Below are 25,982 nucleotides of genomic sequence, written 5' to 3'. Positions count from 1 at the left end.
GCGCGCGAGGCCGGCGCACGAAGCACCGAGTTGACGGTCTACTTGACGGTACCTACAGCAGTGACGGGTCGCGACCGCAACCGCACTGGGGCAGAAGGGGCACAGCGATGAAGGGCACTGTCGGCGAGTTGGGGGAGTTCGGGCTGATCAGGGAGCTCACCTCCCGGCTCACCTCCACCCCGGCGGTACGGATCGGCCCCGGCGACGACGCCGCGGTCGTGGCCGCACCCGACCGGCGTGTGGTGGCCAGTACGGACATCCTGCTGGAGGGACGGCACTTCCGCCGCGACTGGTCCACCGCGTACGACGTCGGCCGCAAGGCCGCCGCGCAGAACCTCGCGGACATCGCCGCCATGGGCGCCGTACCCACCGCACTGCTGCTCGGCCTGGTCGTCCCCGCCGAACTGCCGGTGACCTGGCCGACCGAGCTGATGGACGGGCTGCGCGACGAGTGCCAGGTCGCGGGCGCGGCCGTGGTCGGCGGCGACGTCGTACGCGGCGACACGATCACCGTGGCCATCACGGCGCTGGGCGACCTGCGCAACCACGAACCGGTCACCCGGGGCGGGGCGCAGCCCGGCGACGTCGTCGCGTACACCGGCTGGCTGGGCTGGTCGGCGGCCGGGTACGCGGTCCTCTCGCGCGGTTTCCGCTCGCCGCGCGCCTTCGTCGAGGCCCACCGGCGGCCGGAACCGCCCTACCACGCCGGCCCGGCGGCGGCCGGGCTGGGCGCGACCGCCATGTGCGACGTCAGCGACGGCCTGATCGCCGACCTCGGGCACATCGCCGAGGCCAGCAAGGTGCGGATCGACCTGCGCTCCGGGCTCATCGACATCCCGACCCAGATGAACGACATCGGCCAGGCCGTCGGGGTCGACCCCATGCAGTGGGTCCTCACCGGAGGTGAGGACCACGCGATCGTCGCGACCTTCCCGCCCGACGTGAAGCTGCCGGCCCGCTGGAAGGTCATCGGCGAGGTCCTCAACCCCTCCGCCCTGCCCCAGGTGACCGTCGACGGCGCGCCCTGGCACTCCGCGGGCGGCTGGGACCACTTCGGGGAGGGCGAGTGACACCCCGCGTGATCCCGAACGTCCTGACCGTCGCCGGGTCCGACTCCGGCGGCGGGGCCGGCATCCAGGCCGATCTGAAGACCATGCTGGCGCTCGGCGTGCACGGCATGAGCGTGATCACCGCCGTGACCGCGCAGAACTCGCTGGGCGTCCAGGGGGCCTGGGAGCTCCCGGTGGAGGCGGTGCGGGCCCAGTACCGCAGCGTCGTCGACGACATCGGCGTACAGGCCGTGAAGACCGGGATGCTGGCGTCGGCGCCGCTCGTGGAGGCGGTCGCGGAGCTGCTGGCCGGGACGGACGCGCCCGTGGTCGTCGACCCGGTCGGGGTGTCCAAGCACGGGGACTCGCTGCTGGCCGCCTCCGCGCTCGATTCGGTGCGCGAGCGGCTGCTGCCGGTCGCCACCGTGGCGACGCCCAACCTGGACGAGGTGGCCCAGCTCACCGGCGTGACGGTGGAGGGCGAGGACGATCTGCGGCGGGCCGCCGCGGCCGTGCTGGAGTACGGGCCGCGCTGGGCGCTCATCAAGGGAGGGCACCTGGCCGGGGACGCCGTGGACCTGCTGACGGACGGCACGGAGGAGCACTGGCTTCGCGCGCCCCGGCACGACAACCGGCACACCCACGGGACGGGCTGCACGCTCGCCTCGGCGGTCGCGGCGGGCCTCGGCAAGGGCCTGGCCGTGCCGGAGGCCGTACGGGCCGCCAAGGAGTACGTGACCGGGGCGATCGCGGCCGGGTTCGCGCTGGGCGGCGGCATCGGGCCGGTGGACCACGGGTGGCGCTTCAGGTCCTGAGCACGGCAAAAAGCCGGTCCACCGAGGTGGACCGGCTTTTCAAGGCAACCGCAGAGGCTGCGCTACGACGAACCGACGTCGGCGTTAGCGCGAGACCTTGCCGGCCTTGATGCACGAGGTGCAGGCGTTGAGCCGCTTCGGCGTCCCACTGACCACGGCACGCACGCGCTGGATGTTCGGGTTCCAGCGACGAGACGTACGGCGGTGCGAGTGCGAGATGTTGTTGCCGAAGCCCGGCCCCTTGCCGCAGACGTCGCAGTTGGCAGCCACGGGTCACTCCAAAGACTTCAGATGCACTTACAGTGAAATCCGGCGAGCCGGAATCAGATCTGGTGACTGAAGTGGCGTTGCCGGGGGAATGGCCCGACTTTCATCGGGCAACCGGAGCAGCATACAACGACTGCTTCGGTTCAACGAAACTACCACGGTTCGCCCGGCCCCCGCCCAGGGCCCCGGCCTGGGGCGGGGTCTACGCTGCGGTGCAGTCAGCGCTGCTCGAGGAGGACACCAGGTGCCGCAGACCCTGCCGCAGGCGCTCGATTCCGCAGTGGTCCGTAGCTGGTGCTCACTGGCGCTGGAGGCGCTCGGCCGGGAGCGCGAGGAGATCGACGCGATCAACGTCTACCCGGTCGCGGACGGGGACACCGGCACCAACCTGTACCTGACGGTCGAGTCCGCCTCCCAGGCGGTGGAGGCGGTTTTCGCCGCCATCACGGCTCCCGACTTCGCCGACACCGTACGCGCCATGGCGCACGGCGCGCTGATCGGCGCCCGGGGGAACTCCGGGACGATCCTGTCGCAGCTGCTGCGGGGCATGAGCGAGGTCCTCGCCGAAGGCCGTGACGCGGACCACCTCGCCAGGGCGCTGCGGAGAGCCTCGGTGTCCGCGCGGGAGGCGGTGGCGCACCCCGTCGAGGGCACCATCCTGAGCGTGGCGGCAGCGGCCGCGTCCGCCGCGGCGGGGCGAGCCGATGTGGCCGGCGGTTCGGATGCGACCGGCGGTTCGGATGTGACCGGTGGTTCCGATGTGGCGGCGGTCGCGCGCGCCGCGTACGCGGGGGCCCGCGCGGCCCTGGAGGCCACGCCCGCGCAGCTCGCCGTGCTGGAGCGGGCCGGTGTGGTGGACGCGGGCGGGCGCGGGCTCGTCACGGTGCTGGGCGCGCTGGTGGAGGCCGTGTCGGGGGAGGCGCCCGCGCGGACCCCGCGTGCGCCCCGGGCGACCGTGCTGCCCTCCGCGGAGCCGTGCTCGGAGGCCGGACCGGCCTTCGAGGTCATCTACCTGCTGGAGGCCGACGACGCGGCCGTGGCGCGGCTGCGCGACCGGCTCGACGGGCTCGGCGACTCGCTCGTCGTGGTGGGCGGCGACGGGCTGTGGAACGTCCACGTGCACGTCGACGACGCGGGCGCTGCGGTGGAGGCGGGCGTGGAGGCGGGGCGCCCGTACCGGATCCGGATCACGCACTTCGGTACGGAGGCGGCTCCCGAGGAACGCGCGGGGCGCGCCGTGGTGGCGGTCCTGCCCGGCGAGGGGCTCGCCCACCTGTGCGCCGAGGCGGGCGCGACGACGGTGCTGGCCCGGCCCGGCGAGCCGCCGGCCAGCGGCGAACTCGTCGAGGCCATCCGGCGCGCCCACGCGCGCGAGGTCGTCCTGCTTCCGAACGACGCCGCCCTGCGGCACACCGCGGCCGCCGCCGCCGAACAGGCGCGTGCGGAGGGCATCCGGGTCGCCCTCGTCCCCACGCGCGCCGCCGTCCAGGGCATCGCCGCCCTCGCCGTCCACGAACCCGACCGGCGCTTCGACGAGGACGTCGTCGCCATGACCGCCGCGGCGGGCGCCACCCGCTACGGCGAACTGGCCCTCGCCGAGCGCCAGTCGTTCACCTCCGCCGGCGTCTGCCAGGCCGGCGACGTGCTCGGCCTGATCGACGGCGACGTCGCCGTGATCGGCCACGACGTGGCGACCATCGCGGAGACGGTCCTGGACCGCATGCTCTCGGCGGGCGGCGAACTGGTCACCCTCGTCCTCGCCGACGACGCCCCCGACGGTCTCGCGGGCCGCCTGGAGACCCACGTACGCGAAACCCACCTCGCGGTCGACACGGTCATCTACTCCGGCGGCCCCCAGGCCCCCCTGCTGCTGATCGGCGTCGAATAGCGCGTCCGTCCACAGGTGCGCACGCCTGTCAGTGCCGTGGTGTGCAATGGGAGACGTGTCAGCTCTCGACGAACCACTGAAGAAGCAGCTCGGCGCCGCCACCGCCAAGGTGATGGCCGAGCACCTCGACCTGCACACCGTCGGCGACCTGCTCCACCACTACCCGCGGCGGTACGCGGAGCGCGGCGAGCTCACCACCCTCGCCGACCTGCCGCTGGACGAGCACGTCACCGTGGTCGCCCGGGTCGCGGACGCCCGGGTGCTGACGTTCAACAGTGCCAAGGGGCGCGGCCAGCGGCTGGAGGTGACCATCACCGACGGCAGCGGACGGCTGCAGCTGGTCTTCTTCGGCAAGGGCGTCCACAAGCCGCACAAGGACCTGCTGCCCGGCACCCGGGCGATGTTCGCCGGCAAGGTCTCCGTCTTCAACCGCAAGACGCAGCTCGCCCACCCCGCCTACGAGCTGCTGCGCGGCGAGGACGGCGAGAGCGCCGTGGACAGCTGGGCCGGGGCCCTCATCCCGATCTACCCGGCCACCACCAAGCTGGAGTCCTGGAAGATCGCCAAGGCGGTCGACGCGGTGCTGCCCAGCGCGGCGGACGCCGCCGACCCGCTGCCGCCCGCCCTCCGCGAGGGCCGGGGCCTGACCGGCCTCCCCGCCGCCCTGCGCAAGATCCACCGGCCGCGCACCAAGGAGGACATCGCCCAGGCCCGTGACCGGCTCAAGTGGGACGAGGCGTTCGTCCTCCAGGTCGCCCTCGCCCGCCGGCGGTACGCCGACACCCAACTGCCCGCCGTGGCACGCAAACCGGTGCCGGGCGGAATGCTGGACGCCTTCGACGCCAAGCTGCCGTTCACGCTCACCGAGGGCCAGCAGAAGGTCTCGAAGGAGATCTTCGACGACCTGGTTACCGAGCACCCGATGCACCGCCTCCTCCAGGGCGAGGTGGGCAGTGGAAAGACCATGGTGGCGCTGCGGGCCATGCTCGCCGTCGTCGACGCGGGGGGCCAGGCCGCCATGCTCGCCCCCACCGAGGTCCTCGCCCAGCAGCACCACCGGTCGGTCACGGAGATGATGGGCGAGCTGGCCGAAGGTGGGATGCTGGGCGGCGCCGAGCAGGCCACCAAGGTCGTCCTGCTCACCGGCTCGATGAGCGCCGCCGCCCGCCGCCAGGCGCTGCTCGACCTGGTCACCGGCGAGGCGGGCATCGTCATCGGCACCCACGCGCTGATCGAGGACAAGGTCCAGTTCCACGACCTGGGCCTGGTCGTCGTCGACGAGCAGCACCGCTTCGGGGTCGAGCAGCGCGACGCCCTGCGCGGCAAGGGCAAGCAGCCCCCGCACCTGCTGGTCATGACCGCCACGCCCATTCCGCGCACGGTCGCGATGACCGTCTTCGGCGACCTGGAGACCTCCGTCCTGGACCAGCTCCCCGCCGGCCGCTCGCCGATCGCCAGCCATGTCGTCCCGGCCGCCGACAAGCCGCACTTCCTGGCCCGCGCCTGGGAGCGGGTCCGCGAAGAGGTGGAGAACGGGCACCAGGCGTATGTGGTCTGCCCCCGCATCGGTGACGACGAGGACCTGCCCAAGAAGAAGTCCCCGGAGGACGACGCCGAGAAGCGGCCCCCGCTCGCCGTCCTGGACATCGCCGACCAGCTCGCCAAGGGCCCCCTGGCGGGCCTCCGCGTCGAGGTGCTGCACGGCAGGATGGCCCCCGACGACAAGGACGCCGTCATGCGCCGCTTCGCCGCCGGGGACGCGGACGTCCTCGTCGCGACGACCGTCATCGAGGTCGGCGTCAACGTCCCCAACGCCACCGCCATGGTCATCATGGACGCGGACCGGTTCGGCGTCTCCCAGCTGCACCAGCTGCGCGGCCGCGTGGGCCGGGGCTCCGCCCCCGGTCTGTGCCTGCTGGTCACCGAGATGCCCGAGGCGAGCCCCGCCCGGCAGCGCCTGACCGCCGTCGCCTCCACTCTCGACGGCTTCGAGCTCTCCCGTATCGACCTCGAACAGCGCCGCGAGGGCGATGTGCTCGGCCAGGCCCAGTCCGGGGTGCGCTCCAGCCTCCGGATGCTCGCCGTCATCGAGGACGAGGACGTCATCGCGGCCGCCCGCGAGGAGGCCGTCGCGGTCGTCAGCGCCGACCCCGAGCTGGAGCGCCTCCCGGAGCTGCGCACCGCCCTCGACGCCCTGCTCGACCAGGAGCGCGAGCAGTACCTGGAGAAGGGCTGACCGGTGCACATCCCGCTTGAGCCCATATCGTGGAGTCACCAGCATCCACAGGACGGCTAAGGACCTCAGATGACCCGCGTGATCGCCGGCGCGGCCGGCGGACGCCGCCTGGCCGTGCCGCCGGGCAACGGCACCCGCCCCACCTCCGACCGGGCACGCGAGGGGCTGTTCTCCACCTGGGAGGCGCTCCTCGGGACGCTCGACGGCATCCGGATCGCCGACCTCTACGCCGGGTCCGGCGCCGTCGGCCTGGAGGCGCTCTCCCGGGGCGCCGCCCACGCCCTGCTCGTCGAGGCCGACCAGCGGGCCGCCCGCACGGTCCGCGAGAACGTCCGGGCACTCGGCCTGCCCGGCGCCGAGGTCCGCGCCGGCAAAGCCGAACAGATCGTGACAGGACCGGCGCCGGCGCAGCCGTACGACGTGATCTTCCTCGACCCGCCGTACGCCGTCTCCGACGACGATCTTGGCGAGATCCTCCTCACACTCCGCACCAAAGGCTGGCTCGCCGACGCCGCGCTCGTCACCGTGGAGCGCAGCACCAGGGGCGGAGAATTCACCTGGCCGGACGGTTTCGAACCGCTACGGGCCCGTCGCTACGGCGAGGGAACGTTTTGGTACGGTCGCGCCGCCTCTACGTGCGAAGACGCACGATGACCGGTTCGGAGAGCGAGGGACTTCAGTTGCGCCGCGCAGTCTGTCCGGGGTCGTTCGACCCCATCACCAACGGACACCTCGACATCATCGCCCGCGCCTCCAAGCTGTACGACGTCGTCCACGTCGCGGTGATGATCAACCAGTCCAAGAAGGGCCTGTTCACCGTCGAGGAGCGGATGGAACTCATCCGCCAGGTCACCAGTGAGTACGGCAACGTCAAGGTGGAGTCCCACCACGGCCTGCTCGTCGACTTCTGCAAGGAGCGCGACATCCCCGCCATCGTCAAGGGGCTGCGCGCGGTCAGCGACTTCGACTACGAACTCCAGATGGCCCAGATGAACAACGGCCTCTCCGGTGTCGAGACCCTCTTCGTCCCGACCAACCCCACCTACAGCTTCCTGTCCTCCTCCCTGGTCAAGGAGGTCGCCGCCTGGGGCGGTGACGTCTCCCACCTCCTCCCGCCGGTCGTCCACGAGGCCCTGGTGAAGCGGCTGGGCGAGAAGTGAGCAACTGACAGCCCGTCACCCGGTGTCGGGCTCCGGCCGACTGGCCTTACAGTCGTCCCGTCCGTCTCCAATCCGGCTGTAGAGAGTGGCGAGCACACGGTGGACGTGCAGAAGAAGCTCGACGAGATCGTCGAGACGGTCGCGAGCGCCCGTTCCATGCCCATGTCGGCCTCCTGCGTGGTCAACCGCGCCGAGCTGCTCGGGATGCTCGACGAGCTGCGCCAGGCCCTGCCCGGCTCGCTGGCCCAGGCCCAGGAGCTGATCGGCGGCCGCGAGCAGCTGGTCGAGCAGGCCCGCCAGGAGGCCGAGCGGATCATCGAGGCCGCCCACGCCCAGCGCGGCTCGCTGATCTCCGACACCCAGATCGCCCGCCAGTCCCAGGAGGAGGCCGACCGCATCCTCGCCGAGGCCCGCCGGGAGGCCGAGGAGGTCCGTGCCGAGGCCGACGACTACGTCGACTCCAAGCTCGCCAACTTCGAGGTCGTCCTCACCAAGACCATCGGCTCGGTCGACCGCGGCCGCGAGAAGCTCCTCGGCCGGGGCCCCGGCCTCGACGAGCAGGGGTACGCGGACGAGGACGCCCCCGAGTACAGCGCGGACCCGCAGACCCTGATCCGGCGCGCGGACGAGTACGTCGACGCCAAGATCAGCGCCTTCGAGGCCGTGCTGACCAAGACCCTGGAGGCGGTCGGCCGCGGCCGCCAGAAGCTGCACGGCCGGATCGCCACCGACGATCTGGGTGCCCACATGGCCGCCCAGGACGCGGCCGGCGGCGGGCGGCAGCACACCAGCGACGCCGACTACCTGGCCGGCCTGGCGGAGCTGGCCGACCCGGAGCCGGGCCGGCAGCCCGTACCGCAGCCCGTGCAGCCGGCGGCGGCCCACATCCCGGCCCAGCAGCAGCCCGACCCGTACGCCTACCAGCAGCCCCACCAGACCCAGGACGCCTACGCCTACCAGCAGGACCCGTACGCGTACCAGGGCTACGACCAGAGCCAGAGCCAGGGCTATGCCCAGCAGCCGTACCCGTACGAGCAGCAGCCCCAGCAGGCCCATCAGCCCCAGGCCGCCGCGCTCGACGAGACGAGCTTCTTCGACACGAGCATGATCGACCTGGACCAGCTCCGTCAGTACGAGCAGGGTCACGGGCAGGGGCACGGCCACGGACAAGGGCACTGACCGGCCCGGATTGGGCTGTGAGCGAAGCGTCCAGTATCCTGGCTCTTCGGTCGCGAGTACGTCCGCGATCCCGCGTGCCCGCGTCGGCTCACATTTTGACGCCGGGCACCCCCCGAACGATTCCGAAAGCAGGAAAAGCCCTGAGTACGCGCCTCGACCACCGCAACCCCCTCGTGTTCGACACGCACGAGCTGGGTCGGCGTCCCGGTGCCCTCCAGCGGCTGTCCCGCACGGTCGAGGCCCCCGTGGACCTCGGCATCGACGGGGTCATCGGCGTGCCGCAGGGCTCGCCCGTCGAGCTGGACCTCCGTCTCGAGTCGGTCATGGAAGGGGTGCTTGTCACAGGCACCGCCCGTGCGTCGGCCGAGGGGGAGTGCGTAAGGTGTCTGGAGCCGCTGCGCCAGGAGGTTGCTGCGGGCTTCCAGGAGATGTTCTCGTACCCCGACACCGATGACCGGGGCCACCGCAAGGCGGCCGCGGACGACGATGCCGAGGACGACGAGGACATCACCCCCCTCGAGGACGGCATGTTCGACCTCGAGCCCGTGCTGCGTGATGCGGTGGTGCTCGCACTACCGATGCAGCCGGTGTGCCGGGAGGACTGTGCCGGGTTGTGCGCCGAATGCGGGGCCAACCTGAACGAGAACCCGGACCACCACCATGACGCCGTCGACATCCGTTGGGCGGCACTGCAGGGACTCGCCGGTTCACTCGGAACCGACGAGAAGGACAACATGAGCGGCGCCGAAGCGGGCGTCGACGAGAAGCAGGAGAAGTAGCCGTGGCTGTTCCGAAGCGGAAGATGTCGCGCAGCAACACGCGCCACCGCCGGTCGCAGTGGAAGGCTGCGGTCCCCACCCTGGTTTCGTGTGAGCGTTGCCAGGAGCCGAAGCAGCAGCACATCGCGTGCCCGAGCTGCGGCACGTACAACAAGCGCCAGGTCCTCTCGGTCTGAGCGGGCTGGTGAGAGGCGCGATGTCTGACGCCAAGAAGCAGGCGGAGAACACGGCCTCGTCCCACACGCTTCTGGAAGGGCGGCTCGGGTACCACCTCGAGTCCGCCCTTCTGGTGCGTGCGCTGACCCACCGTTCGTACGCGTACGAGAACGGCGGCCTGCCCACCAACGAGCGCCTGGAGTTCCTCGGGGACTCCGTGCTCGGCCTGGTGGTCACGGACACGCTGTACCGCACCCACCCCGACCTGCCCGAAGGCCAGCTGGCCAAGTTGCGGGCCGCGGTGGTCAACTCGCGTGCGCTGGCGGAGGTCGGCCGCGGCCTCGACCTGGGCTCCTTCATCCGGCTGGGCCGGGGCGAAGAAGGCACCGGAGGCCGGGACAAGGCATCCATCCTCGCCGACACCCTGGAAGCGGTGATCGGCGCGGTCTATCTCGACCAGGGCCTCGAAGCGGCGTCCGAGCTGGTACACCGGCTCTTCGACCCGCTGATCGAGAAGTCCTCGAACCTCGGCGCCGGCCTGGACTGGAAGACCAGTCTCCAGGAACTCACCGCGGCCGAGGGTCTCGGCGTTCCGGAGTACCTGGTCACCGAGACCGGACCGGACCACGAGAAGACCTTCACTGCTGCTGCCCGCGTCGGTGGTGTCTCGTACGGCACCGGCACCGGCCGCAGCAAGAAGGAAGCGGAGCAGCAGGCGGCGGAGTCCGCCTGGCGGGCCATCCGGGCCGCCGCGGACGAACGGGAGGCGGCGGCGAAGGCCGCGGCCAAGGCTGCGGCCAAGGCCGCGGCTGAATCCGCTCCGTCCGCCGTCCCTGACGACGGCACGGGTGCCGACGACGGTTCCGGCGACGGTTCCGGCGACGGCACGGGCTCCGGTTCCCACTCCGAAGAGGCCGCCGACACCTCTTCGGGTTCCGGAGTTCCTCAGACCCCGGCGGCCGACTCGGCCACGGCCTGAGCTTCTTCGCTTCCGGCCCCGCCGCACCTCATCGGTGCGGCGGGGCTTTCCCATCCACCGTCCGTCCCCCGGAGGAGTCCCGTGCCCGAGCTGCCCGAGGTCGAAGTCGTACGGCGCGGCCTGGAGCGCTGGGTCAGCGGCCGGACCGTGGCCGACGTCCACGTCCTGCACCCCCGTGCCGTACGGCGGCACCTCGCGGGCGGCGAGGACTTCGCGGCCCGCCTCAAGGGACACCGCTTCGGCGTCGCGCGACGGCGCGGGAAGTACCTGTGGCTGCCGCTGGAGGACAGCGACGCGTCCGTGCTCGGGCACCTGGGCATGAGCGGCCAGCTGCTGGTGCAGCCGGAGGACGCGGCGGACGAGAAACACCTGCGGATTCGTATCCGCTTCGCCGACGAGCTCGGCACCGAACTGCGCTTCGTCGACCAGCGCACCTTCGGCGGGCTCTCGCTCCACGAGAACACCCCGGACGGGCTGCCCCAGGCCATCGCGCACATCGCCCGCGACCCGCTCGACCCGGACTTCGACGACGCCGCCTTCCACACGGCGCTGCGCCTCCGCCGTACGACGGTCAAGCGGGCCCTGCTGGACCAGTCGCTGATCAGCGGCGTCGGCAACATCTACGCGGACGAGGCGCTGTGGCGCTCCCGCCTCCACTACGACCGTCCCACCGCGAGCTTGACCCGCCCCCGCTCCGCCGAGCTGCTCGGCCACGTACGGGACGTGATGACGGCCGCGCTCGCGGTCGGCGGCACCAGCTTCGACAGCCTGTACGTCAACGTCAACGGCGAGTCCGGGTACTTCGACCGCTCCCTGGACGCGTACGGCCGTGAGGGCGAGCCGTGCCGGCGGTGCGCCACGCCGATGCGCCGCCGCCCCTGGATGAACCGGTCCAGCTACTACTGCCCGCGCTGCCAGCGCCCGCCGCGTACGGTGCCGCGCACCTCGTCGTGACGCCCCCGCGTCAGAAGCCGAAGTTCTGGGTCCACCAGGGGCCGCCCTCGGCGAAGTGCACCCCGACGCCGATCCGCGTGTAGTCGCAGTTGAGGATGTTGGCGCGGTGCCCGTCGCTGTTCATCCAGGACTCCATCACGGCCTCGGCGTCCGCCTGGCCCCGGGCGATGTTCTCCGCCGCGAGGCCTTCGACGCCCGCCTTCGCGGCGCGGTCCCAGGGCGACGCCCCGTCGGGGTCGGTGTGCGAGAAGAAGCCGCGCTCGGCCATGTCCTTGCTGTACGCGCCGGCCAGCGCCGCCAGCCCGCGGGACGCCTGCACCGGGCTGCAGCCCACCTTGGCGCGCTCGGCGTTGACCAGGCCGAGCACCGCGGCCTCGGCGGCCGCCTCCCGGCCGGTGTCGGCGGCAGCGGCGGAGGAGGGGACGGAGGACGGGACGGACGACGGGACCGACGGGGCCTTGGGCCGCTCGGCGGTCCGCTTCGGCGTGGGCGTCGCCGTGCGGGTGGGTGTCGCGCTCTTGGTGGCCGTCTTCTTCGGCGCCGGGGCCTTCGTCTGCTTCGGCGGCGTGGAGGAGGCGGGTGCGGACGGCGTCGCCGAGGGGGCCTTGGACGGCGCGAGGGTCCGCTCGGCGCTCCGGCTGGCGGCCGTCGACGGGCGCTCGGGCGTGGCGCCGGAGCCGCCCTGGGCGTCCAGCTCGGGGGAGCTCCCGGCGTGGACGCGCTCGCCCGAGCCGCTGCCGCCGATGGTGAAGGTGTCGCCACCGGGCAGCAGGCCGGAGGTCACGGCGACGGCGCCGACCGCCATCGCGGCGGAGGCGCCGAGCAGCCCGGTGCGTACGGGCACCACGGCCCGCTTCTTCCGGTGGCGTCCCATCTGCTGTGCCTTCCTGCTTCGACGTCTGGTCCGTACGTCAAGGTCATTCGGTCACTCGCCCGAACGGGTGAGGCTCATTTCGTCGGGACTGTACGCCATGACGCGTGGGGGAGAAGTGCTCCGAGTGCAATTGGCCGGTTAGCGTGCAGCCATGAACGAAGACGCACGGCTCACCGCCTGGGTACGCGGTCGAGTACAGGGAGTGGGCTTCCGCTGGTTCACCAGGGCAAACGCTCTGGAGATCGGCGGCCTTACGGGTTTCGCCTCCAATCTGGACGACGGGCGCGTGCAGGTAGTGGCCGAGGGGCCGAGTGAGAATTGCCACCGTTTGCTGGAGTGGCTTCGCTCCGGCGACACTCCCGGGCGCGTCGACGGAGTCACCGAGATCTGGGACACCCCCCGCGGCGGTTACGACGGCTTCGCGATCCGCTGACGATCTTGGTCGCGGCGGCGGCCGGGTTCGCGCGCTGGGACCCCTGGAACTGCCGGCAGCATGTGCGCACGGCAGAAATGACCTGGTGGTTGCCAAGAATCGGTTGTCATGCCAGGCTGCGCGGGTAAGGATGATCGAAAGGCCCCGATGGATCATCCGCACGCCCCTGGGCACCGCAGCGCGAGGCGCCGCCGCACCATTCGCGGCCGCAGGCTCCCCGGTTGCCCCTTGATGCGGGGCGTGATCGTGTTGACCGTCAAACTTTTTGGTGAGACTCTGGAAGCCCCGCGCACCTTAGCTGTTTGGCAGTAAGAACCGCAGCGGCACCACCACTGCTGGACACCGCGGGTGCGAATCCCTCACGACCCACACCGCTTCGGTCGGTCACTCAGTGTGGAGGACCAAAAGTCATGGCAAAGGCGCTTCTCGGTTATGTCGGCGGTTCCGACCCGCGACTTCTCGCCGAGATGCGACGGCTTCAGCAGCGCGTCCAGGACCTCGAGTCCGAGCTCGTACGGATTCAGTCCGAGAACGATGCGCTGAACGCCGCCGCACACAGCGAGTCGCTGCTCGACGGCATCGACATCGACGTACCCAAGGCGGAGCCTGCGCTCACCTGAACCCAGCCCCCGTCAGCCAGGCCCGTATCGGCACGTCGGTATCGGGCAGGGTGAGAAACACTCTCGCGAGATATGCAAGGGACGCTTCGGCGTCCCTTCTTTCTTTTCCTTCCCCCGCCGTCACCGGCGTTCCACTGATCCTTAACCTCTGATCTGCCCTGCACGTTCATGGGGCAAACGGGAAGCGGCGGGTAAAGTCCGGGGGCGTGCACCTCAAGGCCCTGACCCTGCGCGGTTTCAAGTCGTTCGCCTCCGCCACCACCCTCCGGTTCGAACCGGGAATCACGTGCGTCGTGGGGCCGAACGGCTCGGGCAAGTCCAATGTGGTGGACGCGCTCTCCTGGGTCATGGGGGAACAGGGGGCCAAGTCGCTGCGCGGCGGCAAGATGGAGGACGTCATCTTCGCCGGGACGACCGGGCGGCCCCCGCTCGGCCGCGCCGAGGTCTCCCTCACCATCGACAACTCCGACGGCGCGCTGCCCATCGACTACGCCGAAGTCACCATTACGCGGATCATGTTCCGGGGCGGCAGCAGCGAATACCAGATCAACGGCGACACCTGCCGGCTGCTCGATATCCAAGATCTCCTCAGCGACTCCGGTATCGGCCGGGAAATGCACGTCATCGTCGGCCAGGGCCAGCTCGACTCCGTGCTGCACGCTGACCCGATGGGCCGCCGGGCGTTCATCGAGGAGGCCGCCGGCGTCCTCAAGCACCGCAAGCGCAAGGAGAAGGCGCTGCGGAAGCTGGACGCGATGCAGGCCAACCTCGCCCGCGTACAGGACCTCACCGACGAGCTGCGCCGTCAGCTCAAGCCGCTCGGGCGGCAGGCCGCCGTGGCGCGGCGGGCCGCCGTCATCCAGGCCGACCTGCGGGACGCCCGGCTGCGGCTGCTCGCCGACGATCTCGTACGCCTCCGGGAGGCGCTGCAGGCCGAGATCGCCGACGAGGCCGCGCTGAAGGAGCTCAAGGAGCGGGCGGAGGCCGAGCTGAAGGCGGCGCTCGCGCGGGAAGCGGCGCTGGAGGACGAGGTACGGCGCCTCGCGCCACGGCTCCAGCGCGCCCAGCAGACCTGGTACGAGCTGTCGCAGCTGGCCGAGCGGGTGCGCGGCACGATCTCGCTGGCCGACGCCCGGGTGAAGAGCGCCACCGCTCCGCCGGTGGAGGAGCGGCGTGGCCGCGACCCCGAGGACCTGGAGCGGGAGGCCGCCCGGATCCGCGAGCAGGAGGCGGAGCTGGAGGCCGCGCTGGAGGCGGCCGAGCGGGCCCTGGAGGACACCGTCGCCCACCGTGCCGAGCTGGAGCGGGAGCTGGCGGTGGAGGAGCGGCGCCTGAAGGACGCGGCGCGGGCGATCGCCGACCGGCGCGAGGGCCTGGCCCGGCTGAGCGGGCAGGTGGGCGCCGCCCGCTCCCGCGCCGCCTCCGCCCAGGCCGAGATCGACCGGCTGGCCGCCGCCCGCGACGAGGCACAGGAGCGGGCGGTCGCCGCGCAGGAGGAGTACGAGGCGCTCAAGGCGGAGGTCGACGGGCTGGACGCGGGCGACGCCGAGCTCGCCGAGCAGCACGAGGCGGCCAAGCGGGAGCTCGCCGACGCGGAGGCCGCGCTCACCGCCGCGCGGGAGGCCGCCACCGCGGCGGAGCGGAAGCGGGCCGCGACCCAGGCCCGGCAGGAGGCCCTGGCGCTGGGGCTGCGCCGCAAGGACGGGACGGGCGCGCTGCTGGGCGCCGCCGACCGCCTCGCCGGCCTGCTGGGTCCGGCCGCCGAGCTGCTCACCGTGACGCCCGGGTACGAGGTGCCCGTCGCCGCCGCCCTGGGCGCGGCCGCCGACGCGGTCGCGGTGCGGGACCCGGCGACGGCCGCCGAGGCCATCCGGCTGCTGCGCAAACAGGACGCGGGGCGCGCCGCGCTGCTGCTGGGCGGCCTGCCGGGCGGCCCCACCGGTGACGTACGCGAAGAGGGCCGTACGTACGCCGTGGACCTGGTGCGCGGGCCCGAGGAGCTGATGCCGGCCGTGCGGCGGCTGCTGCGGGACGTCGTGGTCGTGGCCACCCTGGAGGACGCCGAGGACCTGGTGTACGCCCGCCCCGGGCTGGTCGCCGTCACCGCGGAGGGCGACGTCCTCGGGGCGCACGTCGCGCACGGCGGGTCGGCCGGGGCGCCGAGCCTGCTGGAGGTGCAGGCGTCCGTCGACGAGGCAGCCGCCCAGCTGGCCGAGCTGGCCGTTCGGTGTGAGGAGCTCGCCGCCGCGCAGGCCGAGGCCACCGAGCGGCGCCGTACCTCCGCGGCGCGGGTCGAGGAACTGGCCGAGCGGTGCCGGGCGGCCGACCGGGAGAAGTCCTCCGTCGCCCAGGCTCTCGGGCGGCTCGCCGGCCAGGCGCGCGGCGCCGCGGGCGAGGCCGAGCGCACCGCCGCGGCCGCCGCCCGCGCCCAGGAGGCCCTGGAGAAGGCCACCGAGGAGGCCGAGGAGCTGGCCGAGCGGCTGCTCGTCGCCGAGGAGGCGCCGGCCGAGGAGGAGCCCGACACCTCCGTACGCGACCGGCTCGCCGCCGACGGCGCCAACGCCCGCCAGACCGAGATGGAGGCCCGCCTCCAGGCGCGTACGCACGAGGAGCGGGTCAAGGGCCTGGCCGGCCGCGCCGACGCCCTCGACCGGGCCGCCCGCGCCGAACGGGAGGCACGCGCGCGTGCCGAGCAGCGCCGCGCCCGGCTGTGCCACGAGGCGGAGGTCGCCGCGGCCGTCGCCTCCGGAGCCCGTCAGCTCCTCGCGCACGTGGAAGTGTCCCTCGTACGGGCCGAGCGGGAGCGGGCGGCGGCCGAGGCGGCCAAGGCGGCGCGCGAGGAGGACCTGTCGGCGGCCCGCGCCCAGGGCCGGGACCTGAAGGGCGAGCTGGACAAGCTGACGGATTCGGTGCACCGGGGCGAGGTGCTGGGCGCGGAGAAGCGGCTGCGCATCGAGCAGTTGGAGACCAAGGCGCTGGAGGAGCTGGGCGTGGAGCCGGCCGTGCTCATCGCCGAGTACGGCCCCGACCAGCTGGTCCCGCCGTCCTTGCCCGCCGAGGGCGAGGAGCTTCCGGAAGACCCGGACCACCCGCGCAACCAGCCGAGACGTTTCGTCCGGGCCGAACAGGAAAAGCGCCTGAAGTCGGCCGAACGGGCGTACCAACAGCTCGGAAAGGTGAACCCGCTGGCGCTGGAGGAGTTCGCGGCGCTGGAGGAGCGCCACCAGTTCCTGTCCGAGCAGCTCGAGGACCTGAAGAAGACGCGGGCCGACCTCCTTCAGGTGGTGAAGGAGGTGGACGAACGCGTCGAACAGGTCTTCACGGAGGCGTACCGCGACACGGCCCGCGAGTTCGAGGGCGTCTTCTCGCGGCTCTTCCCGGGCGGCGAGGGACGGCTCGTGCTGACCGACCCCGACAACATGCTCACCACGGGCGTGGACGTCGAGGCACGCCCGCCCGGCAAGAAGGTCAAGCGGCTGTCGCTGCTGTCCGGCGGGGAGCGGTCGCTGACGGCCGTCGCCATGCTGGTGTCGATCTTCAAGGCGCGGCCGAGCCCGTTCTACGTGATGGACGAGGTCGAGGCGGCGCTCGACGACACCAACCTCCAGCGGCTGATCCGGATCATGCAGGAGCTCCAGGAGAGCTCCCAGCTGATTGTGATCACCCACCAGAAGCGGACCATGGAGGTCGCCGACGCGCTCTACGGCGTGTCCATGCAGGGAGACGGCGTCTCGAAGGTCATCAGCCAGCGCCTCCGCTGAGCCGCCGGGCGGACCGCCCCTGCCTGATTGCTTCAAGTCGTGAACACAAGCCGACACGCCGTGCGCTCAGATTCACATCCCAAAGACCCTTGACTTCGAAACTTGAAGGAATAGTCTCTGCAACGTTGCTTTTACCTTCAAGTGGTGGGCGGCGTGAAGTTGTGCGCCACTGGAAGGGCTCGCCCCCCATGCCCGGCGACGGCGCCGGGTACCAGGAGTTCACGTGACCAGCACAGCGCAGCCACCGGCGTCGGGGGCCCGAGAGGCCCACCCCGACCACCTCGGCCATGTCATCTTCATCACGGCCGCCGCCGCGATGGGCGGATTCCTCTTCGGCTACGACAGCTCCGTCATCAACGGCGCCGTCGAGGCCATCCGCCACCGGTACGAGATCGGTTCCGGCACCCTCGCCCAGGTCATCGCCATCGCCCTGATCGGCTGCGCCATCGGCGCCGCGACCGCCGGGCGGATCGCCGATCGCATCGGCCGCATCCGCTGCATGCAGATCGCCGCCGTCCTGTTCACCATCAGCGCCGTCGGCTCCGCCCTGCCGTTCGCCCTCTGGGACCTCGCCATGTGGCGCGTGGTCGGCGGCTTCGCCATCGGTATGGCCTCGGTGATCGGCCCCGCCTATATCGCCGAGGTCGCCCCCGCCGCCTACCGCGGCCGGCTCGGCTCCTTCCAGCAGGCCGCCATCGTCGTGGGCATCGCCGTCTCCCAGCTTGTCAACTGGGCCATCCTCAACATGGCCGGCGGCGACCAGCGCGGCGAGATCGCCGGACTGGAGGCCTGGCAGTGGATGCTCGGCGTCATGGTCGTCCCCGCCGTGCTCTACGGCCTGCTCTCCTTCGCGATCCCCGAGTCGCCCCGCTTCCTGATCTCCGTCGGCCGCAAGGACAAGGCCAAGGAGGTCCTCTCCGAGGTCGAGGGCCGGGGCGTCGACCTCGACGCGCGCGTACGCGAGATCGAGATCGCGATGCACCGCGAGCACAAGTCGACCTTCCGCGACCTGCTCGGCAGCCGCTTCGGCTTCCTGCCCATCGTCTGGGTCGGTATCGGCCTCTCGGTCTTCCAGCAGCTCGTCGGCATCAACGTCGCGTTCTACTACTCCTCGACGCTCTGGCAGTCGGTCGGCGTCAACCCCGAGAGCTCGTTCTTCTACTCGTTCACCACGTCGATCATCAACATCATCGGCACCGTGATCGCGATGATCCTGGTGGACCGGGTCGGCCGCAGGCCGCTCGCCCTCGTCGGCTCCGCCGGTATGGCGATCGCCCTCGCCTTCGAGGCCTGGGCCTTCTCCGCCGACCTTGTCGGCGGCAAACTGCCGGAGACCCAGGGCATCGTCGCGCTGATCGCCGCCCACCTCTTCGTGCTCTTCTTCGCCCTCTCCTGGGGCGTGGTGGTCTGGGTCTTCCTCGGCGAGATGTTCCCCAACCGGATCCGCGCCGCCGCCCTCGGCGTCGCCGCCTCCGCGCAGTGGATCGCCAACTGGGCCATCACCGCGAGCTTCCCGTCCCTGGCGGACTGGAACCTCTCCGGTACGTACGTCATCTACACGGTCTTCGCCGTGCTCTCCATCCCCTTCGTGCTCAAGTACGTGAAGGAGACCAAGGGCAAGGCGTTGGAGGAGATGGGCTAATCCCCGCTGCCCCTCTCCTCGGAACGAGGACTGCCCCGGCTCAGGCCCTGACGGCCTTGAGCCGGGGCAGTACGTTCTCGCCCAGCAGATGCAGCGCGCGCCACCCCTCGTCGACCGGCATCCCGCCACACAGCGGATGCAGTACGAGACCCCCGGCGCCCAGCGCCACACACTCCTCGGGCGTCACCACCCGGTACACCCCCTCCGCCCGCAGCTCCTCCACCGTCGTCGCCCGCGACCGCACCGCCGAGCGGATCCCCTCCGACTGCCAGGAGGCGTACGTCCGCGCCTCGTGCAGCAAGTGCTCCCCGTGCACCGCCCATGTACGGTCCGGGTCCTCGGACAGGTGCAGCAGCGGCGTCGCCGCCGCCGGCATCATGCAGAAGCCCTCCGTCCCGTAGGCGGCCCGCTGCTCGTGGTAGTACGCCTCCAGCTCCGGCAGGTGCGCGCTCGGGAAGAACGGCAGGCCCAGACGGGCGGCCCGCCGGGCGGCCGGCCGCGACGAGCCGCCCACCAGCAGCAGCGGATGCGGCTGCGTGTACGGGCGCGGGGTGACCCGTACCGTACGGCCCTGGTACGTGAACTCCTCGCCCGTCCACGCCCGCAGCACCGTCTCCAGGAGCAGGTCCTGGAGCTGCCCGCGCCGGCCCCAGTCGACGCCGTGCGCCGCGTACTCCTCCGGCCGGTAGCCGATCCCCGCGACCGTCACCAGCCGCCCCTTCGACAGCAGGTCCAGTACGGCGACCTCCTCCGCCAGCCGCAGCGGGTCGTGCAGCGGGCCGATCACCGCCGAGACGGTGACGCCGATCCGGCGGGTCGCGCCGAAGACCGCGCCGGCGAAGACCAAGGGGGAGGGCAGCCAGTTGTTCGCGGCGCCGTGGTGCTCCTCCGTCTGAACCGTGTCCACGCCGATGCCGTCGGCGTACGCGGCCATCTCCAGCGCCGCGCGGTAACGCCCGGCGAGGGCCTCGGGAGTCGCGCCGGGCGCCACGAGGTTGAACCGGACCACTGTGAAGGCCATGAGAAGTCCCCCTCCGCCGGACGGTGAACGCGGCGAAGGGGGACGTTAGCTGACGTGACGTCAGATGGAAACAGGGACGGCTTCGGGCGCCGCCCTGGTCTCCTGCCGCGGGCTGCGCGGCAGCACGCCGTACAGCACCGCCGCCACCACGATCGTCACCAGCCAGCCCAGACCGTTCGCACCGATCCACGAACCGGCCAGCGGCCCGGCGAACCAGTCGACCTTCGTGAACAGCAGCCCCACCACCAGCGCCACGCCCCACGCGGCCATCGCCTGCCACGCGAAGCCGCCGCGGTACCAGTAGGCGCTCGTCCGGGTGGTGTCCATCAGCGCCTCGCCGTCGTACGACGTCCGGCGCAGCATGTCGACGCCGAAGACGCCGATCCACGCCGAGAACGCCACCGCCAGCAGCGTCAGGAACGAGATGAACGAGCCGATGAAGCTGGTCGCCACCACCATCAGCAGGAAGCCGAACACCAGGGAGATCACCGCGTTCACGCTGACCGCCCAGGCACGCGGCACGTTGATGCCCAGCGTCTGCGCGGTGAACCCGGCCGAGTACATCGACATCGAGTTGATCAGCAGCATGCCGATCAGCGCGATCACCAGGTACGGCACCGAGATCCACGCCGGCAGCAGCTCGCCGATGAACGACACCGGGTCCTGCGCGGACGCCAGGCTCGGCGTCGACACCGCCATCACCGCGCCCATCAGCACCATCGGCAGCACCACGATCCCGGCACCGCCGACCGTGGACCCGACCATCGCCCTCGACGACGCCGTACGCGGCAGATAGCGCGTGAAGTCCGGCCCGGAGGGCACCCAGCTGATGCCGCCCGCCGCGATCGTGCCGATGCCCGCGATCATCATCGCCGTCGAACCGGCCGGCCTGGCGAAGACGGCACTCCAGTCGGTGTTGGCGACCAGGTAGACCAGCACGAGGACGGAGAACGCGCCGAAGAGGTACGTCGACCACGTGCTGCACACGCGCAGGGCGTTGATGCCGAGCCCGGAGACGAGGAAGGTCGCGGCGACGAAGAGGAGGAGGGTGGTGACGATGAGGGCGGTGTTGCTCTTGATGCCGAAGAGCAGGTCGAGGACGGTGAGGACGGCGTACGCACCCGTCACCGCGTTGATCGTCTCCCAGCCCCAGCGGGCCACCCAGATCAGCGTCCCCGGGAAAAGGTTCCCGCGCTGCCCGAACACCGCACGGGACAGCGCCATGCCGGGGGAGCCGCCGCGCTTGCCCGCGATCGAGATCAGACCGACGATCCCGTACGAGAGGACCGGCGCGGCGATCGCGACGGTCAGCACCTGCCAGAAGTTCAGGCCGTTGAAGACGATCAGGCCGGCGCCCATGGTGAGCAGCAGCACACTGATGTTCGCCGCGACCCAGGTGGGGAACAGCTCCCGGATGTGACCGGTGCGCTCGGCATCGGGGACGGGCTCGAGACCGCGGGTCTCTATCGCGGTCTCTGTCGCGCCTTCGGACTCGGAGGCGTGGGGCATGGATCAGCTCCGTGCGGGAGGAGGGGGGACTCCCCGCATCGTACGTTCCTGTCCAAAAAGGTCCAAACAGGGGCCTTGGTCCCGGGTGCATGCTCCGAGACCGCTCGCGGGGGCGGTCGTGGCCGATACTGGACGGGTTATGGAAATCCTCATCCTTGCTGTAGTCATCGCTCTGGTCGCGGTCGGCGCGATCAGCGGCCTCGTGGTCAGCAGCCGCAAGAAGAAGCAGCTGCCGCCGCCCCAGGCGCCGTCGAGTACGCCGACCATCACCGCTCCGCCCGCCGAGCCGCACGTCGGCGAGGAGGCGGAGACACCGCGGGAGGAACCGCGCCGCACCATCGAGGAGGTGGACCTCCCGACGGCCGAAGAGGCCCTGGAGGCCCCCGCCGCCGTCGAGGACCCGCTCGTCGCGGCGCCGCCCGTGCCCGAGATCGAGGTCCCGGAGCCGACCGCCGGCCGGCTCGTCCGGCTGCGCGCCCGGCTCGCCCGCTCGCAGAACACCCTGGGCAAGGGCCTGCTGACCCTGCTGTCGCGGGAGCACCTCGACGAGGACACCTGGGAGGAGATCGAGGACACCCTCCTCACGGCCGACGTCGGCGTCACCCCGACCCAGGAACTGGTGGAGCGCCTGCGCGAGCGCGTGCGCGTCCTCGGTACGCGTACGCCCGAGGAGCTGCGCGCCCTGCTGCGTGAGGAGCTGCTCACTCTCGTCGGTACGGACCTCGACCGCACCGTCCACACCGAGAGCGACCTGGACACGCCGGGGATCGTCATGGTCGTCGGCGTCAACGGCACCGGCAAGACCACGACCACCGGCAAGCTGGCGCGGGTGCTCGTCGCCGACGGCAAGTCGGTCGTCCTCGGCGCGGCGGACACGTTCCGCGCGGCGGCCGCGGACCAGCTCCAGACCTGGGGCGAGCGGGTCGGCGCACGCACGGTGCGCGGACCGGAGGCGGGCGACCCGGCGTCGGTCGCGTACGACGCGGTGAAGGAAGGTATCGCCGAGGGCGCCGACGTGGTGCTGATCGACACGGCGGGCCGGCTGCACACCAAGACCGGTCTGATGGACGAGCTCGGCAAGGTCAAGCGCGTCGTGGAGAAGCACGGCCCGCTGGACGAGATCCTGCTCGTCCTGGACGCCACGACCGGCCAGAACGGGCTGGTCCAGGCGCGGGTCTTCGCCGAGGTCGTCGACATCACCGGCATCGTCCTCACCAAGCTGGACGGCACGGCCAAGGGCGGCATCGTCGTCGCGGTCCAGCGGGAGCTGGGCGTCCCGGTGAAGCTGGTCGGCCTGGGCGAGGGCCCGGACGACCTGGCCCCCTTCGAACCGGAAGCCTTCGTCGACGCCCTGATCGGCGACTAGCCCTCCCACCGGGCGGGCGCCCTTACGGGGGGTGCCCCTCCGGGGCGGGGGTGTGGGGGTGCCCCTCCAGGGCGGGGCTTTGTCGGGCTCGCCCGTCCGGGCGGCGCCCTGTCGGGCCGCCCCGGCGTGGGGGGCGTGCCGTTGGGTCCGCTCCGTACGGGGTGTCCTGGGCTCTCCTTCGCAAGCTCGGTCGTCTTACGCCCAGAACACCCCGCACTGCGCGTCCCCTTCGGGGCGGGCCCAGCCCCACCGCGTCCACGTGCGTGCTGCCCTTGGCAGCGCGCACCGAGTGCCCGGCTGCGTGGGTGGCCTTTCGCGCGCGAAGCGTCGCATCCGCGTGCGTGCCGCACCCCGCGGCGCGAAGCTGCCGCGCCTGGGGGCGTCAGCCCCCATGAACACCTCCCCCCCCGCACGGGGGCCCGAGGGCGGAGCCCCCGGTTTCGGGAAGGGGCGGGGTGGGGGGAAGCCCCCGCGAAGCTGCCGTGCCCGGGGGAACGGGGGCGGGCCCCGTTACATCGCCGACCGGTGGCAGATGTACGCCAGCGTGCCCAGCAGCAGGCGGGCCTGGGGCGGGGCGCCCGCGTCGAGGGTCGGGGGGCGGAGCCAGCGGGCGGGGCCCAGGCCCGCGTGGTCCGACGGGGGAGCCGTGATGTGCGCGCCCGGGCCGAGGCACCGCAAATCCAGGTCCGCGTCGTCCCAGCCCATCCGGTACAGCAGCTGCGGCAGCTCCGCCGCCGCGCCGGGCGCCACGAAGAACTGCGCCCGGTCCGTGGGCGTGACGCACACCGGGCCCAGCGGCAGGCCCATCCGCTCCAGCCGGACCAGCGCCCGGTGGCCGGCCTGCTCCGCGACCTCCAGCACGTCGAAGGTGCGGCCCACGGGCAGCATCAGCGCCGCGCCGGGGAACTCCGACCAGACCTCGGCGACCGCGTCGAGCGTCGAGCCCGCCGGCACCTCGGGTGCGAAGTCCAGCGGGTGCGCCCCCGGAGCCGTACAGGCCGGGTCGCCGCAGGAGCACCGGCCGGACGCGGCCCGGGCGCCGGGGACCACGTCCCAGCCCCACAGGCCGGTGTACTCCGCGGCCACGGTGCACTCCGTGGCGCGGGCGCCGCGCCGCCGCGAGCCGGACAGGATGCGGGAGCCGCCGATCGTGAAGCCCATGTCCCCTCCAACGGTGGAAATCGCCGGTGGTTACGACCCGGAGTTCCACCGTGACACTCCGTCGCGGCCGTACCCCGGCGGGCGGCGCGCAGTGGTGCGCAGGGTGGTGCGTCCCGTAGCGCACGCCTTGTCGCGCTACCGTCCGCCGACTCCCGATCGTCGTCGTGTCAAGTGAATCGCGCCTGGCGGCGGGGGAGTTCATTCGAAGGGGTGGCGAATGGTGGCGTTTATGGAAACGACCTCGCCGGGCGGGTGATCGTAGGATTACTTTCAGTGCACGAACCCGGGGTAGTGGCCGCACAGGTGGGTATGCCGGAGGCAAGCCGGTTCCCTGTTCGAAGGGTGCAACCTCCGGACGGGCGGCCGTGATTGACGGCATTCTGATACGGGTTCGCGCAACAGTGATTCGGCGGATGGGGGCCTTCCAGTGGGCGGCAGTGGCGCAGACGGTACGAACGCCGGGAAGCGCCCGAACGAGCAGCTGAGCTCGTGGTTCGTGCGCAGCGGCTGGTCGAAGGGCGAGCTGGCGCGTCAAGTGAACCGCCGGGCGCGCCAGATGGGCGCACACCACATCAGCACCGACACCTCGCGCGTACGGCGCTGGCTCGACGGCGAACAGCCGCGCGAGCCCATCCCGCGCATCCTCTCCGAGCTGTTCTCCGAGCGGTTCGGCAGCGTCGTCGCCATCGAGGACCTCGGCCTGCGCACGGCACACCAGTCACCCTCGGTGTCCGGCGTCGACCTCCCCTGGGCGGGCCCCCAGACCGTGGCCCTGCTCAGCGACTTCTCCCGCAGCGACCTGATGCTGGCCCGGCGCGGCTTCCTCGGCACCTCGCTCGCCCTGGCCGCCGGCCCCGCCCTCATCGAGCCCATGCAGCGCTGGCTCGTACCCACCCCCACAGTCGAACCGGCCCGCGCCGAACCGACCGCCCCGCGCCGCCCCACCCGGCTCTCCCGCGCCGAGCTGGACCTGCTGGAATCCACCACCGTCATGTTCCGCCAGTGGGACGCCCAGTGCGGTGGCGGGCTGCGCCGCAAGGCGGTCGTCGGCCAACTTCACGAGGTCACCGACCTGTTGCAGGAGCCGCAGCCCGCCTCGACCGCGAAGCGGCTGTTCAAGTGCGCCGCCGAACTGGCCGAACTGGCCGGCTGGATGAGCTACGACGTGGGCCTCCAGCCCACTGCCCAGAAGTACTTCGTCCTCGCCCTGCACGCCGCCAAGGAGGCCGGCGACAAGCCGCTGGGCTCGTACATCCTCTCCTCCATGAGCCGCCAGATGATCCACCTCGGACGGCCCGACGACGCGCTGGAGCTCATCCACCTCGCCCAGTACGGAAGCCGGGAGTGCGCGACCTCCCGCACCCAGGCCATGCTGTATGCGATGGAGGCCCGGGCGTACGCGAACATGGGCCAGCCCAGCAAGTGCAAGCGGGCCGTGCGGATGGCGGAGGACACCTTCGCCGACGTCGGCCTCGACGGCGAGCCCGAGCCCGACTGGATCCGCTTCTTCTCCGAGGCCGAGCTGAACGGGGAGAACGCGCACTCCTACCGCGACCTCGCCTATGTGGCCGGCCGCAGCCCCACGTACGCCTCGCTCGCCGAGCCCGTGATGCAGCGGGCCGTGGACCTGTTCTCCAAGGACGAGGACCACCAGCGTTCGTACGCCCTCAACCTGGTCGGCATGGCCACCGTTCACCTGCTCAAGCGCGAGCCGGAGGAGGCCACCAAGCTGGCCGAGTCCGCCCTCGGCATCGCCCGGCGGGTCCGCTCCGAGCGGGTCAACACCCGGCTGCGCAAGACTGTCGACACGGCGGCCCGCGACTTCGGGGACGTACCGGAGGTGGCCAGGCTCACCGACATCCTCACCGCCCAGCTCCCCGAGACCGCAGAAGCGGTCTGACCAGGAACAACACCAGACTCCGGCCGCGACCGTCACCCCGTACAGCCCGACTCGGCTCCCCCATTGCCAGGTCAACAGGGTGACCGTCGCGGCCGGTCCCATGACGTGTGCGGAGGGTACTCCCGTTACATCCCCGTGACTCCGCGGTTCATGGCGACGTAACACACCCGCCCTCTTCGTCACTGCGGCGAAACATCGTGCGGCATTGACCGAAACCGCGCTGCGTAAATCTC

The 25,982-nt window shown here is 71.8% G+C and carries 22 protein-coding genes; 17 read left to right on the top strand and 5 right to left on the bottom strand.

Going from position 1 to position 25,982, the window contains the following annotated elements:
- Positions 1 to 107 precede the first annotated feature (107 nt).
- Both BKD26_RS29230 and thiD read left to right on the top strand, forming a co-directional pair.
- Positions 108 to 1,070 (top strand): thiamine-phosphate kinase, encoded by a 963-nt coding sequence (locus tag BKD26_RS29230; RefSeq protein ID WP_084904316.1) that lies wholly within the window; start codon positions 108 to 110, stop codon positions 1,068 to 1,070.
- An 8-nt stretch (positions 1,071 to 1,078) separates the two neighbouring features.
- On the top strand, positions 1,079 to 1,864 hold the full coding sequence (gene thiD, locus BKD26_RS29225; protein ID WP_084904407.1) for a bifunctional hydroxymethylpyrimidine kinase/phosphomethylpyrimidine kinase: 786 nt from the start codon (positions 1,079 to 1,081) through the stop codon (positions 1,862 to 1,864).
- 84 nt (positions 1,865 to 1,948) lie between these two features.
- Here the strand turns inward: thiD and rpmB are convergent, their stop codons facing one another.
- Positions 1,949 to 2,134, bottom strand: coding sequence for a 50S ribosomal protein L28 (gene rpmB, locus BKD26_RS29220; protein WP_064070327.1), 186 nt, complete (start codon positions 2,132 to 2,134; stop codon positions 1,949 to 1,951).
- A gap of 241 nt (positions 2,135 to 2,375) precedes the next feature.
- Between rpmB and BKD26_RS29215 the strand changes: the two genes are divergently transcribed.
- The 9 genes from BKD26_RS29215 to mutM all read left to right on the top strand — a co-directional run bounded on the left by BKD26_RS29215 (position 2,376) and on the right by mutM (position 11,462).
- On the top strand, positions 2,376 to 4,019 hold the full coding sequence (locus BKD26_RS29215) for a DAK2 domain-containing protein (protein WP_179166748.1): 1,644 nt from the start codon (positions 2,376 to 2,378) through the stop codon (positions 4,017 to 4,019).
- Between the two features lie 46 nt (positions 4,020 to 4,065).
- Entirely contained in the window at positions 4,066 to 6,255 is a 2,190-nt protein-coding gene (gene recG / locus BKD26_RS29210) for an ATP-dependent DNA helicase RecG (protein WP_084904313.1), read from the top strand.
- Between the two features lie 69 nt (positions 6,256 to 6,324).
- Entirely contained in the window at positions 6,325 to 6,909 is a 585-nt protein-coding gene (gene rsmD, locus BKD26_RS29205; protein ID WP_084904309.1) for a 16S rRNA (guanine(966)-N(2))-methyltransferase RsmD, read from the top strand.
- A gap of 26 nt (positions 6,910 to 6,935) precedes the next feature.
- Positions 6,936 to 7,415, top strand: coding sequence for a pantetheine-phosphate adenylyltransferase (gene coaD / locus BKD26_RS29200; protein ID WP_179166750.1), 480 nt, complete (start codon positions 6,936 to 6,938; stop codon positions 7,413 to 7,415).
- A 99-nt stretch (positions 7,416 to 7,514) separates the two neighbouring features.
- Complete coding sequence (locus tag BKD26_RS29195) at positions 7,515 to 8,594, top strand: ATP synthase F0 subunit B (RefSeq protein ID WP_084904303.1); 1,080 nt, start codon at positions 7,515 to 7,517, stop codon at positions 8,592 to 8,594.
- A gap of 119 nt (positions 8,595 to 8,713) precedes the next feature.
- Positions 8,714 to 9,373 carry a DUF177 domain-containing protein gene (locus BKD26_RS29190; RefSeq protein ID WP_084904402.1) on the top strand — a complete coding sequence of 220 codons (660 nt, stop codon included), beginning with the start codon at positions 8,714 to 8,716 and terminating at the stop codon, positions 9,371 to 9,373.
- Positions 9,374 to 9,375: 2 nt separating this feature from the next.
- The gene (rpmF, locus tag BKD26_RS29185; protein WP_030496967.1) at positions 9,376 to 9,549 is read left to right on the top strand and encodes a 50S ribosomal protein L32; all 174 of its coding nucleotides are present in this window, start codon (positions 9,376 to 9,378) and stop codon (positions 9,547 to 9,549) included.
- Between the two features lie 20 nt (positions 9,550 to 9,569).
- A complete protein-coding gene (rnc, locus tag BKD26_RS29180; RefSeq protein WP_084904300.1) occupies positions 9,570 to 10,508 on the top strand; it encodes a ribonuclease III in 939 nt (312 codons plus the stop codon).
- A gap of 81 nt (positions 10,509 to 10,589) precedes the next feature.
- A complete protein-coding gene (mutM, locus tag BKD26_RS29175; RefSeq protein ID WP_084904296.1) occupies positions 10,590 to 11,462 on the top strand; it encodes a bifunctional DNA-formamidopyrimidine glycosylase/DNA-(apurinic or apyrimidinic site) lyase in 873 nt (290 codons plus the stop codon).
- A gap of 10 nt (positions 11,463 to 11,472) precedes the next feature.
- On the opposite strand, the gene BKD26_RS29170 is transcribed toward mutM, so the two are convergent.
- Entirely contained in the window at positions 11,473 to 12,336 is an 864-nt protein-coding gene (locus BKD26_RS29170; RefSeq protein ID WP_084904293.1) for a CAP domain-containing protein, read from the bottom strand.
- A 151-nt stretch (positions 12,337 to 12,487) separates the two neighbouring features.
- On the opposite strand from BKD26_RS29170, the gene BKD26_RS29165 reads away from it, so the two are divergent.
- From BKD26_RS29165 to BKD26_RS29150, 4 genes are all read left to right on the top strand, one after another.
- Positions 12,488 to 12,769: an acylphosphatase gene (locus tag BKD26_RS29165; protein WP_073754569.1), complete on the top strand. Its 282-nt coding sequence runs from the start codon at positions 12,488 to 12,490 to the stop codon at positions 12,767 to 12,769.
- Positions 12,770 to 13,179: 410 nt separating this feature from the next.
- Positions 13,180 to 13,389 carry a hypothetical protein gene (locus tag BKD26_RS29160; protein ID WP_073754570.1) on the top strand — a complete coding sequence of 70 codons (210 nt, stop codon included), beginning with the start codon at positions 13,180 to 13,182 and terminating at the stop codon, positions 13,387 to 13,389.
- Positions 13,390 to 13,595: 206 nt separating this feature from the next.
- Positions 13,596 to 17,150 carry a chromosome segregation protein SMC gene (gene smc, locus BKD26_RS29155; protein ID WP_084904290.1) on the top strand — a complete coding sequence of 1,185 codons (3,555 nt, stop codon included), beginning with the start codon at positions 13,596 to 13,598 and terminating at the stop codon, positions 17,148 to 17,150.
- A 223-nt stretch (positions 17,151 to 17,373) separates the two neighbouring features.
- Complete coding sequence (locus BKD26_RS29150; protein WP_084904287.1) at positions 17,374 to 18,792, top strand: sugar porter family MFS transporter; 1,419 nt, start codon at positions 17,374 to 17,376, stop codon at positions 18,790 to 18,792.
- A gap of 40 nt (positions 18,793 to 18,832) precedes the next feature.
- Here BKD26_RS29150 and BKD26_RS29145 read toward each other — a convergent pair whose 3' ends face one another.
- Both BKD26_RS29145 and BKD26_RS29140 read right to left on the bottom strand, forming a co-directional pair.
- Complete coding sequence (locus BKD26_RS29145) at positions 18,833 to 19,813, bottom strand: LLM class flavin-dependent oxidoreductase (RefSeq protein ID WP_084904284.1); 981 nt, start codon at positions 19,811 to 19,813, stop codon at positions 18,833 to 18,835.
- Between the two features lie 60 nt (positions 19,814 to 19,873).
- Entirely contained in the window at positions 19,874 to 21,322 is a 1,449-nt protein-coding gene (locus tag BKD26_RS29140; RefSeq protein ID WP_084904281.1) for a cytosine permease, read from the bottom strand.
- A gap of 139 nt (positions 21,323 to 21,461) precedes the next feature.
- Between BKD26_RS29140 and ftsY the strand changes: the two genes are divergently transcribed.
- Entirely contained in the window at positions 21,462 to 22,688 is a 1,227-nt protein-coding gene (gene ftsY, locus BKD26_RS29135) for a signal recognition particle-docking protein FtsY (RefSeq protein WP_084904278.1), read from the top strand.
- Positions 22,689 to 23,198: 510 nt separating this feature from the next.
- Here ftsY and BKD26_RS29130 read toward each other — a convergent pair.
- Positions 23,199 to 23,849 carry a bifunctional DNA primase/polymerase gene (locus tag BKD26_RS29130; protein ID WP_084904275.1) on the bottom strand — a complete coding sequence of 217 codons (651 nt, stop codon included), beginning with the start codon at positions 23,847 to 23,849 and terminating at the stop codon, positions 23,199 to 23,201.
- A 427-nt stretch (positions 23,850 to 24,276) separates the two neighbouring features.
- Here BKD26_RS29130 and BKD26_RS29125 point away from each other — a divergent pair, with 427 nt between their 5' ends.
- Positions 24,277 to 25,749 (top strand): hypothetical protein, encoded by a 1,473-nt coding sequence (locus BKD26_RS29125; protein ID WP_084904273.1) that lies wholly within the window; start codon positions 24,277 to 24,279, stop codon positions 25,747 to 25,749.
- The last annotated feature ends 233 nt before the right edge of the window (positions 25,750 to 25,982 follow it).

It is taken from the genome of Streptomyces sp. CB03238 (assembly GCF_002099185.1).
Lineage (GTDB): Bacteria > Actinomycetota > Actinomycetes > Streptomycetales > Streptomycetaceae > Streptomyces.
Note: the sequence above shows the minus strand (reverse complement) of the source record. Positions and strands in the feature narration are given on the sequence as shown.

Coding starts and splice junctions, on each gene's coding strand:
- recG (WP_084904313.1), top strand. CDS start 4,066: ATGGGAGACGTGTCAGCTCTCGACGAACCACTGAAGAAGCAGCTCGGC.
- ftsY (WP_084904278.1), top strand. CDS start 21,462: ATGGAAATCCTCATCCTTGCTGTAGTCATCGCTCTGGTCGCGGTCGGC.
- BKD26_RS29130 (WP_084904275.1), bottom strand. CDS start 23,849: ATGGGCTTCACGATCGGCGGCTCCCGCATCCTGTCCGGCTCGCGGCGG.
- BKD26_RS29145 (WP_084904284.1), bottom strand. CDS start 19,813: ATGGCCTTCACAGTGGTCCGGTTCAACCTCGTGGCGCCCGGCGCGACT.
- BKD26_RS29140 (WP_084904281.1), bottom strand. CDS start 21,322: ATGCCCCACGCCTCCGAGTCCGAAGGCGCGACAGAGACCGCGATAGAG.
- BKD26_RS29165 (WP_073754569.1), top strand. CDS start 12,488: ATGAACGAAGACGCACGGCTCACCGCCTGGGTACGCGGTCGAGTACAG.
- rnc (WP_084904300.1), top strand. CDS start 9,570: ATGTCTGACGCCAAGAAGCAGGCGGAGAACACGGCCTCGTCCCACACG.
- BKD26_RS29170 (WP_084904293.1), bottom strand. CDS start 12,336: ATGGGACGCCACCGGAAGAAGCGGGCCGTGGTGCCCGTACGCACCGGG.
- rsmD (WP_084904309.1), top strand. CDS start 6,325: ATGACCCGCGTGATCGCCGGCGCGGCCGGCGGACGCCGCCTGGCCGTG.
- BKD26_RS29230 (WP_084904316.1), top strand. CDS start 108: ATGAAGGGCACTGTCGGCGAGTTGGGGGAGTTCGGGCTGATCAGGGAG.
- BKD26_RS29160 (WP_073754570.1), top strand. CDS start 13,180: ATGGCAAAGGCGCTTCTCGGTTATGTCGGCGGTTCCGACCCGCGACTT.